We start from the raw sequence: 14,812 nt of genomic DNA on the forward strand, positions 1-14,812 counted from the left end.
TGATGAAAAATATTCAAGGCAACCTTGGACCTGTTATTTATTTTCATGTGCCTAATCACTTAATAAAATTTAACTAAGATTAAGGTGTAGCCTATTTTGCTTCCTAATCTTAGTTGAACTTATAATAATATTTGTAATCTTATTTTTCAAGCATTCCCATAGCTATTTTCTCTGCTGTTATTGGTAATGTTCTTATATTCACTTTTGTAGCATTGTAAACTGCATTAGCCAAAGCTGGAGATGGCGTATTTATTACAATTTCACCTATTGACTTTGCTCCAAATGGTCCTGTTGGTTCGTAGCTACTTTCAAATTCTACTCTTATATTACCTACATCAAGACGAGTTGGTATTTTATATTGCAGGAAGGAATCATTTCTCATCCTGCCATTCTTATCATATGTAATATCCTCATATAAAGCCATTCCTACTCCTTGAGCGATTCCACCTTCAGTTTGAATTCTCGCAAGATTTGGATTTATAACAGTTCCACAGTCTACAACTGCAACATAATCTATTATTTCAAGCTTTCCTGTTAATTTATCTATCTCAGTTTCTACGATTCCAACCATAAATGGTGGTGGTGAAATCGGCGAAGAATTTGATTCACTAGCACTTAACATACTGCTTCCAGCAATATATGTCGCATTAGCCAATTCCTTTAAAGTAATACTTTTATTATCTTCAAGTGAAAATATTTTTTCACCATCAAAATCCAAATTTTCTGCTAAGCAGTTAAGTAACTTAGAACTTTCTTCAATTATCTTTTTTCTTAATGTCTCACAGGTTTTCACCACTGCACCACCAGTAATATAAGTAGTACTTGAAGCATAAGAACCTGTATCATAAGGTGATTGGTCTGTATCAACTCCATGGACAATTATGTTGTCAATATCACAATCTAAACAGTCTGCTGCCATCTGAGCAAGTATTGTATCACAGCCCATTCCCATTTCTGATGCACCTATCATTAAGGTGTAAAAACCATCATCGTTTAACTTTATTTCAACCGCTGCAGTATCTACATTAGATATTCCTGATCCCTGCATAGCCATAGCAACACCTACTGATCTCACTTTTCCATTTCCCATATCTCTACATGGATACTTTTTATCCCATTCAATCATTTCTTTTGCTTTTTCTAAGCACTTATCTAACGCACAACTATTAGCTGTTTCATTATAATAAGCAGGCATAACTTGTCCTTCTCTTACCATATTAATTTCTCTTATTTTAATTGGGTCCATATTAAGTTTTGCTGCTAATTCATTAACTGCAGATTCTAATGCAAATATTCCCTGTGTTGCTCCATATCCTCTATAAGCTCCGCCGCCCATTGTATTTGAATAAACAACATCAAAATTAAATCTATATGCATTAGCGGTGCCATAAAGAGGCATTGATTTATGTCCAGACAGTCCAACTGTAGTTGGTCCATGTTCACCGTATGCTCCTGCATTTGATAATGTATAGACATCTATAGCTTTAATTACACCATTTTTATCTGCACCCAGCCTGACCTTTATCTCCATTTCATGTCTTGGACTTCCGTTAGTCATACTTTCTTTTCTGGTAAAAATCATCTTTGCTGGTTTCCCTGTTTTTAAAGTTACTATAGCAGGAAAAACTTCTGCTACAACACTTTGCTTAGCCCCAAAACCTCCACCTATTCTTGGTTTAATTACTCTTATTTTAGATTTTGGTATTTCAAGAGCATTTGATAATATTCTTCTTACATGGAAAGGAATTTGAGTTGAACTTGTTATATTTAATCTTCCATAAGTATCTAACTCAGTAAAGGTTCTAAAAGTCTCCATCATGGCCTGGCTGTTAGCTTTTGTATGATAAGTCTGTTCAATTATATAGTCACATTTGCTTAATTCTTCTTCCACATTTCCTATTTCAAGTTCACCACATGAGCAGAGGTTCCTTTTAGCGTCTACTCCAACATCACATAGCGCCTTAAAATCTTCCTCTGGATGAACTAAAATCTTATTGTCCTTAGCTTCTCTAAAATCCAATATAGCATCTAAAACTTCATATTTTACTTTAATTAGTTTTAATGCTTTATCTACACATTTATTATCAATACCTGCAACTATTGCAACAGGATCTCCAACACATCTAATTCTTTTATCTAAAATCAATCTATCATAGGGGCTTGGCTCTGGATAAGATTGTCCAGCCATAGTAAATCTAGATTTAGGAACATCCTTATAAGTTAAGATACACTCAATTCCTGGTACTTTATTTGCTATTTCTATATTAATATCCTCCACTAAGGCATGAGCATGTGGACTTCTTAGAACTTTTACAATTAAACAGTTACTTGGTGCTATATCATCTGTATACACTGGCTTACCTGTCACAAGCGACATTGCATCTTTTTTTCTTATCCCCTTGTTTACAAAACTCATCTTAATTCTCCTTATTTAAAACAATTATTTAATGAACTTTTCCGTATAATTTCAACTGCGCTCCAGCATTATCAGCTACATATTCAAATATTTTTTTACTGCTCTTAACTGACTCATATATCCTGTGCAGCGGCATAAATTTCCTACAAGATATTGTTTAATCTCTTCTTCAGTTGGATTTTTTAGTTCTTTCTTCATTGCTAAAACATTCATTACAAAACCTGGACTACAGAAGCCACATTGTTCTGCTCCTTGACCCGCCATAAATGCACCAAATTCTTCTGCCTCAGCCTGCATACCTTCAAGGGTTGTTACATGAAATCCATTTGCCTTCATTGCTAAAGTACTACAGGATAAAATTGGTTTTCCTTCTAGATGCACAGTACATAATCCGCAATTTGCAGTTTCACATCCCCTTTTAACACTATAAAAGCCCTTGCTTCTTAAGTAGTCAAGCAGCAGCATATCAACCTGTATATCATCTTCAAATAGCTTATTGTTTATCCATAATTTAATTTGCATAAGTGCCTCCTGTAATTTCCTCTATTGCTCTATTAATAAGTACTTTAGCTAGAACTTGTCTATATTCTTTGCTTCCTCTCATATTGCTTTCAAATTTTACATTTTTAATTATACTGCTCAATAAAGACTCAATTTCTTCTCTACTTGGAATTTCACTTAGCATCTCTTCTGAGTGCTTGACTGCCATTGCTTTCTGAGGTCTAGCACCTAATACTACTCTCCATTTGCCTTCATTTCTTGAAACGGCAACTGCTAGTGTTGGAATATCTGTTGCACTCATTCTATGTGTTATATATGATACTGATCTAGAATCTTTTTTTATTATTATTCTTAATAAAATATCATTATCATATTGCATATCCTTATATACCTCTAAAGGAATTATTCCGCCTTTATAAAGCTCTACATAAGCATCTAAACCCATTAATGCTGTTAAAATATCAGAGAAACCAAATCGTGAATAAATACTTCCACCAATAGTTGCACAATTTCTAAATTGCACTCCCACTATATGAATTAATGATTTAGTTATTGCGCCATTAAAATAAGAATTTAATTCTTTATGTACTTCTAAATCTCTTAATGTACACATGCATCCTATTTTAAATACATCCTCATCTTCTTCAATCTTATCTAGTCCAAGTTTAGACAAATCAATTGCTGTATCAATATTACGATTTCCCATCTTAAGCCAAGCTATCCCGCCTAAAATAGTGTTATTCTTTTTCTGATTTAACTCATAAACCTGTTTCAGATTTTCTGCTACCACATAATTCTTAATCGTAAACAAATTCCTCTTACCTCCATTTTACTCCTATGTAAAAATATTATTTTGACATTCAAGTGTTATTTCCTACATTTTTATGTCCTCTAATTCTTCTCTTGTATCAATATCTGTTACCTCTAATTTATCGTAAATTTTAACTCTCACTAAATCATCTAAGTTTTTATTTATTATATACTTCCCGCCAATATCTCCTTTTAAGTTCATCAAAGCATTCTTATACTTTTTCGAAAAAATAGTTGGATTTCCTAAATTGCTTTCATATTGAACACAAGCTAATCCCTTATTATTTTTCATATATACATCGATTAATGCTTTTATGCTATCCACAGTTATAAATGGTTGATCACATACCATAAACATATAAGCATACGCATCATCAGATTCTTGTATTCCAAGTTTAATTGAATGAGATATTCCAAGTTCACTATTATAATTCATAACTACTTCTACATTTTGCTTTAGCATGGACTCTTTAATTTCTTCATACTGGGTAACTAAAATAATTTTATTAAAATTTATTTTTAAAACCTTCTCGATAATATTCATATACATTGGTTTATTATTAACTGCAGCTAATAATTTATTTCCTTTAAATCTATTACTATTACCAGCCGCCAGTAAAATCAAATTTATTTTCATAATACTCACCTTTTAACTACACCTTGAAATTAATTTGTGTATAATCCATTTCATTATTTATCACAACTTATAGAATAGTTATCTTTTGGATTGCATTTCCATCTTTTTATACCCAATAACTGCTGCACCAATTGCCCCGGCATATTGGCTTAGAGCATTTGTTATTACCCTTTTGTTAAGATATCCTTCAAGTATTTCTCTAAATGTTTCTGAAGCTGCCAAGCCTCCACTAAAAAATACGTCCTGCTCTAAACTAAGTTTTTGTGCAAAATTAGCTGTTCTCTTACAAATGGAATGAATGATTCCAGAAGCAATATCTCCCCTATCCACATCTTTTGCCAAAAGGCTTATAATTTCACTTTCTGCAAAAACAGTACACATGCTAGATATATTTACTGGATTTTTATCCTTAACAAATTCATCAATATTATCAATATCTTCTTCTAAAATTCTCATCATAACCTCAACAAATCTGCCTGTTCCAGCGGCACATTTATCATTCATTACAAAATCTATAACATTCAAAGAGTTATCTAGCAAAATAGCTTTTGAATCTTGTCCACCAATATCTATAACACCTCTAATAGTCGGATTTAAAAAAGCTGCTCCCTGAGCATGGCAGGTTATTTCAGTAACGGTTTTATCAGCCTCCTTTAGCAAATCCCTTCCATAGCCTGTAGCTATAGTATATTTAATATCTTCAGAATAAAGTTCCTTATAAATTTTATAAATACTTTCCTTTGGTTTTGCTGAAGTTTTAATAATAACTTTTTTGATAATACTCCTCCCATCAAATACCACTCCCTTAGTAGTTGTTGATCCCGAGTCAATTCCCAAAGTATATCCCTTCATAACTTCTCCTTATGCTCTTATTCAAAAATTTATACATAAGCTATGTTAAAGCATTTCTATAAATGCAGCCATTCTTGTATTTAGCTGACCTATATCGCTAGTAGAAAAATCAGTTTCAATGCTCATATATGGTCTGTTTTTTTCATTATTTACAAATCTCTTAATTGATAAAGTTTCTACGTTATATGTATGACAGGCTGTTAATATTACATCTACTACAGCATCTACCTTATATTCATCTATCATTTTATTAAGTAGTTTAATCCTATTAGGATTAGGGCTCATACATGAGCATCCTATTGATAAATATTTACGAGAAAGTGCATCATAAACATCTGGATTTTCTTCATCTACTAATTCATCAACAGCTTTTGCAACACTGCAATTTTCAAAGGCAACTACATACGCTCCATTATCTTCAATTGTTTTAATCACTTTTTCAGCTGCACCGCCAATAGGGCATCCAGTGATTAATATACGTGGTTTGGATTCATAGTTCTTTTTAGTCTCGTATTCTGAATTAATTTTTTCAATTAGCTCGTCCATTTGCTTTGGTATCTGCTCTTTGTCAAAACTAAACGTTGTTCCATTTATGACCTTAAATATATCTTGGCCTAACATTGCAACTGGTTCTTTTTTACCAAGTTCATAAAATTTCCTTAAGGCCTTACGCTCATTATTTTTTATTTTAATTGCCTTTCGTATATCATCTTCGCTTATCCTTACATCAAACATTTCTTCTAAAATTGATTTTAATTTGATGATTTCATTTTTCCATAGCTTAAGTCCTGCTTCACTTTGAGAATTTGGAAGTTCCATAACATGCACTGGTTTAAAATCTGAAAGATATTCATACATTTTCTTTTTGCCATCACAAGTTGTTTCTCCTACAACTAAATCTGAAAAGAAAAAGAATGGACATTTATCCGTTTTCGCAAACCCATAACTGGATTTAATTAATGGACATAAATTACGAGGAAGATCCTGCTCAGCATCGGCAATAGTTTCATCAGAGGTTGCACATAGTGAAACAGTAGCAGCCCCCATAGCTAATGCTATTTCCTGTGGGAAATAAGTACAAAATACACCTATTAGCGGTATATCTTTATCTTTTAGTTCCTTGGCTTTAATAAAAGCATTCCTTCTGCTCTCTGCAAATTCTTCAAATATTTCTGGTAAATTCTTTTGTAATTCCATGATTCTTGCCCCCATCTTAAGCACAATCAAATAAATAACAAGTCCATTTGCCACCCTATTTTCATGTGCCTTATAGTGTTTTTACATTACGGTATCTATTTTATAATTATATGTTTATCGCTTTTATCAATAACCTGACCAATAATTCTTGCATCAGAAGTAAATGCTTCAATTCTTGAAATAAACTCTTTAGCAGCCTTTTCTGGAAGTGAAAGCAGTAACCCACCTGAAGTCTGCGGATCTATTAACACATCCTGCAGTTCTTGTGCAATATTTGAAGATAACTTAAACTTATCTTTCAAATAATCAAGATTATTGTACATTCCTTCTGGTATAATCCCCATCTTCGCATAATCTAGTGCCTCATCTATAACAGGCACATACTCACTAAAAATTTCTATTGTTTTATTACTTCCACTTGCCATCTCATAACTATGACCAACTAAACTAAAGCCAGTTATGTCAGTACATGAGTGTACATCAAGCCCTTTTGTACATTCCTTAGCATATTTGTTTAGTGTGGACATTATAGATGTAACTTCTTTGATTTTACTTTCACTTAGTAATTCTGCTTTTGCAGCAGTATTCATTATTCCAATACCTAATGGTTTTGTGAGTACAAGCAAATCTCCAGATTTTGCATTACTATTTGAAAGTATTTCACTTGGATGTGCAAATCCGCTTACACAAAGTCCATATTTAGGAGTAGGATCTGATATTGTATGTCCGCCAGCAATTACTGCTCCTGCTTCTTTAACCTTGTCATATCCACCAGCAAGTATTTCTCTCATAACTGATGTATCTAAACAAGACGGAAAACAAAGTAAATTCATGGCTACTGCAGGATTCCCTCCCATTGCATAAATGTCACTAAGAGCATTAGCAGCTGCAATTTGCCCAAAGGTGTATGGATCATCAACCATTGGTGGGAAGAAATCTACTGTCTGAATTGCTACTGTATTATCATTAATCTTATATACACATGCATCATCATTAGTATCAAATCCTACAAGTAAATTTGGATTTTCAAATTTAGGCAGGTTACTCAAAACATTATGAAGAACACCTGGACCTATTTTAGCAGCACATCCTGAAGTTTTAACCAAGCTGGTAAGTTTTATATCTTTTGTCATATAGCACCCCACTTTGTTAGTTTACAATTTATGGTTCACAGTTCAAATTCACAGTTTGCAGTTATAGTGTAATAACCTTTGACGATTCTTTCATTGCCTTTGTTATATCATACATATTACTTACTTTTCCTGCCTTTAGCTCATTTTCTAACTTGTAAAAATTAAGGCATGCTCCGCAGGTTAAAATTTCAACGCCTTTTGCTTCAAGTTCTTTTAAATGTTCTATTGCCTGTTCATTTAATGTTGGAACCTTTACACCGTCATTCATAAACAAAATTGATTTTGGTAAATCAGTGTCTTCTGCTATTGTGTAGAAGAACATTTTCATTAATGATTTTCCAAGTTCCTCATTTCCAGCACCTATGATTTCTTTTCCTACAAATATAGACCAAGTGCCTGTTTGATTTTTATTGTCTTCTAATTCATTCAACATTTCATTGCATTCTATACATTCATTACCTTTATTTATAAAAGTAATTTTAAATATATTATTTTCTTCCTTTACATCTATTAATAAACCTTGACTATTAGCTAACTTTTGTAAATTTTGCACTGCAATATTATTATCAACTTCAATTGTAAAATTCTTATTTCCATTATCTATTTCTTTCTTTGCCATTATTACTGGAATTGGACATTCCTTTCCTTTAGCATCAATCAATTTATTCATAATTTGGCGCCCTCCTTTTAATCTATCTTTATTAATAATGAATTCTCATATAATATTCCACATATGATATCATTAATGATTACTTTTTTGAGTGTTTATTAGAAATAAAATTGCTTCTAAAACTCCACCTGCAATAGATCTTGCTTTATCTGATATGGTAAAACAATGATTTCTTTCGCATCTTGGATCTATGTCCCCACTTTTCATTCCTTTATGTACTTCTATTCCTTCTTGAAGCATTCCACGGACTATTCCGTTTAACTGAGCAAAAATTGGAGTTTCATTTACGTAGGCTACAATGTCACCTTTTTCTACATAATCGCCTATTTTAGCTACTGGTATTATTTTGCCATCACTTTCAGCTCTTATTATTCGTTCTTTTGTATAGCCTCCAATATTTCCCGGAACTCCAGTATTAGGTATGGCACTTCCCTTATATATGGCCTTTCCTAAATAATGCCCTCTTTGTGTTTCAACGACACAATGGCAGTCAACTCCTGCTTCAAATCCTGGTCCAAGAGCAATTACAATTTTGGCATCATCAATATTAGTTCCTAAATTTATTTTTCCTATTATAGCATCAATAACTACCTCAGGTTTAATGTCTTTCATGATTTCAGCATTTTCATCTACTATTACAGCTATATTTCCCTTGCCTATTACCTCATAAATCTCATCTTTGTCCTGTGCTAAAATTGCTTTTATTCCCTCAACTTCTACTTCCTTATCATATACTGCCTGTGAAAAAGCTACTGTTCTTCTTACTGTTGTTGGCTTTGCAATTTCTGTCATCACTATATCAAATCCGCATTTCTTCAATCTATGTGCGACACCTGTAGCCAAATCTCCAGCCCCTCTTATAAGTATCATATTTATTGTGTATAACTCCTTTCACATCACTGTATTATTTCTAGTACTATTGATCTTTTAAACTTTATATTTTTTCTCTAAAGGTTGTTAATAATAACTCTGTTAATCCTAATTTATAAGATTCACTTGAAATTTTTACAGCTTTCTTTAACAGCTCTTCATTATCTACTTTATTTATAACAGCCTTGTAATCACATTTTACATCTTTTTTTGAGCCTCTGTCACTTAGTAATATTTTAGCAATATCGCTTTCATTAACAACATGCTTAATATCAACCTTTAACAGATCAGCGACTAAACTAGGTCTGTGACACGTTTCGCCTATTTCTTTCCCAATTGCATCAATACCACATACGCCAATAATTAGATTGCTTCCCTCTAGTATTACCGGTTCATGTTCTGCTGGAACCTTAAGTGGAAGCCTCTTTGAGCCATCTGCTTCAACCAAAACAAAATCTGCTAATTCTATGAGATCTTTAGCTATATTAACTGGAAGTCCACTTATCTTTTCCAATTTCTCTTCCTTAGATTTATTCGTTTCATTAAAACTTATACCTTTTTCTATAGCTTTTATTCCAACTGTAATTAAATTCTCACAGTCTAAAAGCTTAACAATATCTTCTTTTTTCCCTGTAAGTACTACATTATTTGGCGGCATAAACATATGCGTAGTCGTAGTTACAATAACTTTTTTTCCTAATTTACTTAATTCTTCTCCTAATTTATAAATTAAGCTTGTTTTGCCGCCTCCACCAACAAATGAAATAACCTGCTTTTTATTAATATCTATTTTTAAAGCTTTCATCAATGACTCTTGTTCTTTTATTTCTCCATCAGCACATTCAAAAACTTTCATTCTTTCTCCTTTAAGGCACAATCACTTCTTATTTTCTATGTAAGTTTCTTTAAAGATTCTATATTGCATATTTTGTGTTTTCATTCATGTAAATAATAGTTAAGTAATGACTTTAAAATTCTTTGCTAATTATAAAAGCAAAAACCCCCAGTTATTGCTATACATTCAGTTGTTATAACATAACAGGAAGTCTTTACTTTGTATCCTTATACTTTAAGCACAATCAAAAAATATCCATCCCAATTTTGGACTCGTTATTTATTTTCATGTGCCTTATGAAATCTACGTATAATATTATTTCAAACTATACTATCATACCTGTAGAATCACCTTCTGTATCTTTTATATCGCTGTCTTTTTCTTTATTACCATGGTTTAAGAATGCATTAAGAATTACAGCAACTACAGATGTTGAAACTATACCACTGCTAAAAATTGACTTAAAAATTTCTGGTGTATTATCTAGCAAATTAGGTACAGTCGTAATTCCAAGTCCTATACCAATGGAACAAGCAACTATAAGCATATTAGAATTTTTATTAAAATCTACACTTGAAAGCATTTGAATTCCTGCAACTGCAACCATTGCAAACATTACCGTTGTAGCCCCACCTATAACAGGTTGAGGTATGATAGTTGCTAAAGCAGCAAATTTAGGAATTAACCCTAAGGCAACAAGAATGATACCAGAAGCTACAACAACAAAACGGCTCTTTACTTTACTTAAAGCTAAAAGTCCTAAATTTTGATTGAATGTTGTGTATGGGAATGAGTTGAAAATCCCACCTAAAACTGTTGCAATTCCTTCTGCTCTAAGTCCACGTACTATATCTTTTTCAGTAATTTCTTTTTCACAAACCTTCCCAATTCCAAGGAATGTACCTGTTGATTCAATCATAACTGTTAACATAACGAAAGTCATCATAATTATTGATCCAAGATCAAATTTTGGTAATCCAAAGTTAAATGGACGTACAAAACTTACCCATTGTGCACTTACTACTGCAGAAAAATCTACTTTACCCATAAACGCAGCAACTATTGTTCCTAAGATAATACCATTTAAAACTGATACTGCTTGGAAAAATCCTTTTAAAAATTTGTTAGATATTAATATAACAATCATTACAAATGCTGCTAATAAAAGATTTTCTATACTACCAAAATCTTTAGCTCCTGAACCTCCACCAATACTTGTAACTCCTACATTTATTAAAGAAAGACCGATCATGGTAACTACTGTACCAGTTACAACAGTTGGGAAAAATCTTAATATCTTTCCATACAATGGTGCTACTAATACGACAATAATTGCAGCTACTATTATTGAACCATAGGCTGTCTCCATTCCTAAGTTCTTACCAACAATGATTAATGGTCCAACTGCAGCAAAAGTACAACCCAAGATTGCTGGAAGCCTAATACCTACATATGGTCCTATACCAATTGCTTGTAATAAAGTAGCAATACCGCAAGTAAATAAGTCTGCTGCTACTAAAAGTGCTAACTGTTCTGGTGTTAACCCAACTGCTCCTCCAATAATTAATGGTACTGCTACTGCACCTGCATACATAGCTAGTACATGCTGTAAACCTAAAATGGCAAGCTTGCTCACTGGTAGCATTTCATTTACTTTACTTTCTTTTTCTAAATTGTTGTTTGACATAATAAGCCCCCTTAATATTATTCTTAAGTACTTTAAATTTAAATAATTTCAATTTTATCTATGTATGTTTAAATATTACATAGATGGAAAATTTGCATACACAAATCACTTATGATAAATTTCTTTCTTAGCAATATTATTCTATCATAAAAAACAAAAAAATCGAATATTTTTTTTTATTTTTTTATTATAATTCGTCAAAATACAAACTTTACAAGAAAATCTTTCTATATAATTAAGTTTTTATGCCTTTTAGCTTCTCCTCCTTATTTTTATTTAATCATAATTATATCTAATTAAATTTTCATCATCTTGTAACATAAATACCATTTTTATCAATACGTATAAAATCTTTAACGTTTCATTTACTCGTTCTTCAATTTTTTGAATACGTTCCTTAAGTCCAGATCCTTAATTAATTGTAAATTTAGATTTTACTTAAAACCTTAGGTTTTCTATAATAAGTGTTTTCTAGAGGATACTTGTACCTAAATACACCGTCTTTTTTGTAGTATGCATTTTGGCATGCCGGAGCGCCCATAACACATACAATTTCTCCAATTCCTTTAGCACCAAAGGCAACACTGTCTGGATCGTTTTTTTCAATTAAGTGCACCTCAACTGCTGGCATTTGATTTGCTCTGAAAACTCCTAAGGTTCCAAGCTTTGCCTGAGGAATTCCATTCTTTAACGGAAAATCTTCTGTTAGTCCATATCCTAGTCCCATTGCTACTCCTCCTTCAACCTGGCCTGTAGCAGAAAGAGGATTAATTATTCTTCCAACATCATGAGCTGCAATCACCTTAACTAATTTTCCTTCGTTATCTATTACAACAAGCTGCGTTGCATAACCATAAGAAATATGACTTACTGGATTAGGTTTATCAGATCCAATTGAATCTGTCTTAAACTCAAATTCTCCAATATACTCTTTGCCTTCTAATTCATCAATGGTATATCCTGCATCTAAATCCATCTTTAATTTCAATGAGGATTGATGAGCGGCTTCCCCTGCGAAAGTAGTTTGACGAGATGCTGTTGTCGTACCTGAGTCAGGTGTATATTTTGTATCTGGATGTTCCACAACAATTTTATCTGGTGTCACACCAGTTGTCTCACAAATTACTTGCAGCAATACGGTTTGTATGCCCTGACCAATTGCACCTGCTGAAGATCTTGCATGAACTTTTCCATTTATTATTTTTAAGTTACAGCGTCCTATATCCTGAACACCTACTCCAACGCCTGCATTTTTCATAGCACAAGCAATTCCAACATAATAGTTTGAATCTGCTTCATATTTTTCAAAATCTTCTTTTACTGCCTCTAAAGTTTCTGCCATAGCAGTTCCTTTATCAGCAATTTGTCCATTTGGTAATGATTCTCCCGGCCTTATAGCATTACGATACCGAAATTCCCAGCCTGAAAGGCCAGCTTTCTCTGCCAGCTGACTTATTAAAGGCTCTACAACTGCACAGGATTGGGTTACGCCAAAACCACGAAAAGCACCAGCCGGCGGATTATTTGTATAATAAGCATTTCCCTCAATATCAACGTTTTGATAATTATAAGGGCCGCCTGCATGTGTGCAGGCTCTTTGTAAAACAGGACCACCTAGAGATGCATAAGCACCAGTATCTGAAGTAAGTCTTGCCTTCATCCCTTGGAGAATACCTTTCTCATCACAGCCTATCTTACAATAAATCTCCATAGCATGGCGTTTTGGATGATAATTTATACTTTCCTGACGACTAAAAGATACCTTTACCGGCCTTTTTGTAAGGTATGCGCAAAGAGCTGCCTGATGCTGCACACTCATATCTTCCTTACCACCAAAGCCTCCTCCAACAACTGCACTTTGTATTCTCACCTTTTCCATTGGAATTCCTAAATAATTGCTTATTTCGTGATATTCATCATAAATACCTTGAGAACCTGTAATTACCATTATCCCCTCATCTCCATCTGGCAGCCCGATAGCAGTTTCAGGCTCCATAAAAGCGTGTTCTGTTGGTGGAAGCTCAAAGGTTCCTTCTACTATAAACTTAGAATTTGCAAGGGCAGCTTCTGCATTTCCTCGCTTTACTTCTTCATGATCAAATACGTTATTTTCAGGGATTCTAAATTTTCCAAAGTGCATAAAGCCTTCTCCATGAACTTGATGAGCTCCTAATGCCGCAGCTTCTTTAGGATTCCTAATTGGTTCCAATTCTTCATATTCTACTTTTACAATTTTAACTGCAGCAACTGCTTCTTCTCTTGTTTCTGCAACAACCATTGCTATAGTATCTCCTATGCATTTAGTCTCTTCTCCAATATCAATCATACCTGGCCAATCTTGTGCAAGATGACCTATATACCTCTTTCCCGGAATATCCTTTGCAGTATATATTGCTACAACTCCTGGCATTTTAAGAGCTTCTCTTATATCAATGGCAACTATTTTTGCACGAGCATACTTGCTAAATACATTTTTCCCATAAAGCATCCCATCAAATTTATAATCATCTGCATATTTTGCTGTCCCTAAAGTCTTTCCCCTTGCATCTACTCTACAAGTTTTTTCTCCAACTTTTCCAGTTTGTTTTAGCTCAGGTATATCTATATTTTCTTTCAACATTTTTGCTGCAATAAGAATACCTTCTTCAATCTTAGCGTATCCTGTGCACCTACAAATATTAGTGCGAATTGCCTGCTTTATATCTTCCCTTGTTGGATTTGGATTTTGATCTATTAAGCATTTACCACATATGACCATCCCTGGAATACAAAAGCCGCATTGTACTGCTCCCGCCGCTGCAAAAGCATATACAAATACTTCTCTTTCCCTTTCAGTGAAGCCCTCAATGGTTTGTATCTTTCTCCCTTCAAGTTTAGAAAGCTTTTGAAGGCACGCACGAGTTGTTTTTCCATCAATAATAACAGTACAGGTTCCGCATGCACCTTCTCTACAACCATCTTTTACAGATGTTATCCTAAGTTTTTCCCGAAGGAAGTCCATTAATACCATATCCGTTTTTGATTCGTAATCTCTACCATTTATATTTACTTTAAACATTTTGAAACTCCTCTCCAAGAAAATTTTACAATTTATAATTATGATTAAAAGCTTCAACAATAAATTCATTTCTCAAAATAATCTGAATATTCTTTAATAAAAAACTTATAAATCAAGTCAATCTGCTTATGCAGTATCATAAAAAC

At 33.1% G+C, this 14,812-nt stretch carries 12 protein-coding genes; all 12 read right to left on the reverse strand.

The window, feature by feature from the left end; genetic code table 11:
• Positions 1-139: 139 nt before the first annotated feature.
• Positions 140-2,416 carry a molybdopterin cofactor-binding domain-containing protein gene (locus CLOBL_RS01835; protein ID WP_077857435.1) on the reverse strand — a complete coding sequence of 759 codons (2,277 nt, stop codon included), beginning with the start codon at positions 2,414-2,416 and terminating at the stop codon, positions 140-142.
• Between the two features lie 75 nt (positions 2,417-2,491).
• Positions 2,492-2,938 carry a 2Fe-2S iron-sulfur cluster-binding protein gene (locus tag CLOBL_RS01840; RefSeq protein ID WP_077857436.1) on the reverse strand — a complete coding sequence of 149 codons (447 nt, stop codon included), beginning with the start codon at positions 2,936-2,938 and terminating at the stop codon, positions 2,492-2,494.
• A complete protein-coding gene (locus CLOBL_RS01845) occupies positions 2,928-3,728 on the reverse strand; it encodes an FAD binding domain-containing protein (protein ID WP_077857437.1) in 801 nt (266 codons plus the stop codon). The genes CLOBL_RS01840 and CLOBL_RS01845 overlap by 11 nt, the downstream gene beginning before the upstream one ends.
• A gap of 63 nt (positions 3,729-3,791) precedes the next feature.
• The gene (locus CLOBL_RS01850; protein ID WP_179117663.1) at positions 3,792-4,364 is read right to left on the reverse strand and encodes a nucleotidyltransferase family protein; all 573 of its coding nucleotides are present in this window, start codon (positions 4,362-4,364) and stop codon (positions 3,792-3,794) included.
• Positions 4,365-4,442: 78 nt separating this feature from the next.
• On the reverse strand, positions 4,443-5,216 hold the full coding sequence (locus tag CLOBL_RS01855; protein WP_077857438.1) for an acyl-CoA dehydratase activase: 774 nt from the start codon (positions 5,214-5,216) through the stop codon (positions 4,443-4,445).
• 45 nt (positions 5,217-5,261) lie between these two features.
• Positions 5,262-6,413, reverse strand: coding sequence for a double-cubane-cluster-containing anaerobic reductase (locus CLOBL_RS01860; RefSeq protein ID WP_077857439.1), 1,152 nt, complete (start codon positions 6,411-6,413; stop codon positions 5,262-5,264).
• Between the two features lie 95 nt (positions 6,414-6,508).
• Positions 6,509-7,546, reverse strand: a complete 1,038-nt coding sequence (gene selD, locus CLOBL_RS01865; RefSeq protein ID WP_077857440.1) for a selenide, water dikinase SelD — start codon at positions 7,544-7,546, stop codon at positions 6,509-6,511.
• A gap of 61 nt (positions 7,547-7,607) precedes the next feature.
• Positions 7,608-8,216 carry a sulfurtransferase-like selenium metabolism protein YedF gene (gene yedF, locus CLOBL_RS01870; RefSeq protein ID WP_077857441.1) on the reverse strand — a complete coding sequence of 203 codons (609 nt, stop codon included), beginning with the start codon at positions 8,214-8,216 and terminating at the stop codon, positions 7,608-7,610.
• Between the two features lie 72 nt (positions 8,217-8,288).
• Complete coding sequence (gene yqeB, locus CLOBL_RS01875) at positions 8,289-9,086, reverse strand: selenium-dependent molybdenum cofactor biosynthesis protein YqeB (RefSeq protein WP_077857442.1); 798 nt, start codon at positions 9,084-9,086, stop codon at positions 8,289-8,291.
• A 64-nt stretch (positions 9,087-9,150) separates the two neighbouring features.
• A complete protein-coding gene (gene yqeC / locus CLOBL_RS01880; RefSeq protein ID WP_077857443.1) occupies positions 9,151-9,942 on the reverse strand; it encodes a selenium cofactor biosynthesis protein YqeC in 792 nt (263 codons plus the stop codon).
• Positions 9,943-10,246: 304 nt separating this feature from the next.
• Positions 10,247-11,608 carry a nucleobase:cation symporter-2 family protein gene (locus CLOBL_RS01885; RefSeq protein ID WP_077857444.1) on the reverse strand — a complete coding sequence of 454 codons (1,362 nt, stop codon included), beginning with the start codon at positions 11,606-11,608 and terminating at the stop codon, positions 10,247-10,249.
• A 427-nt stretch (positions 11,609-12,035) separates the two neighbouring features.
• On the reverse strand, positions 12,036-14,666 hold the full coding sequence (xdh, locus tag CLOBL_RS01890) for a selenium-dependent xanthine dehydrogenase (RefSeq protein WP_077857445.1): 2,631 nt from the start codon (positions 14,664-14,666) through the stop codon (positions 12,036-12,038).
• Between the last annotated feature and the right edge of the window lie 146 nt (positions 14,667-14,812).

Origin of the sequence: Clostridium sp. BL-8, from assembly GCF_002006495.1 — a bacterium.
Lineage (GTDB): Bacteria > Bacillota > Clostridia > Clostridiales > Clostridiaceae > Clostridium.

Coding starts and splice junctions, on each gene's coding strand:
- CLOBL_RS01835 (WP_077857435.1), bottom strand. CDS start 2,416: ATGAGTTTTGTAAACAAGGGGATAAGAAAAAAAGATGCAATGTCGCTT.
- CLOBL_RS01840 (WP_077857436.1), bottom strand. CDS start 2,938: ATGCAAATTAAATTATGGATAAACAATAAGCTATTTGAAGATGATATA.
- CLOBL_RS01850 (WP_179117663.1), bottom strand. CDS start 4,364: ATGAAAATAAATTTGATTTTACTGGCGGCTGGTAATAGTAATAGATTT.
- CLOBL_RS01855 (WP_077857438.1), bottom strand. CDS start 5,216: ATGAAGGGATATACTTTGGGAATTGACTCGGGATCAACAACTACTAAG.
- CLOBL_RS01860 (WP_077857439.1), bottom strand. CDS start 6,413: ATGGAATTACAAAAGAATTTACCAGAAATATTTGAAGAATTTGCAGAG.
- selD (WP_077857440.1), bottom strand. CDS start 7,546: ATGACAAAAGATATAAAACTTACCAGCTTGGTTAAAACTTCAGGATGT.
- yedF (WP_077857441.1), bottom strand. CDS start 8,216: ATGAATAAATTGATTGATGCTAAAGGAAAGGAATGTCCAATTCCAGTA.
- yqeB (WP_077857442.1), bottom strand. CDS start 9,086: ATGATACTTATAAGAGGGGCTGGAGATTTGGCTACAGGTGTCGCACAT.
- yqeC (WP_077857443.1), bottom strand. CDS start 9,942: ATGAAAGTTTTTGAATGTGCTGATGGAGAAATAAAAGAACAAGAGTCA.
- CLOBL_RS01885 (WP_077857444.1), bottom strand. CDS start 11,608: ATGTCAAACAACAATTTAGAAAAAGAAAGTAAAGTAAATGAAATGCTA.
- xdh (WP_077857445.1), bottom strand. CDS start 14,666: ATGTTTAAAGTAAATATAAATGGTAGAGATTACGAATCAAAAACGGAT.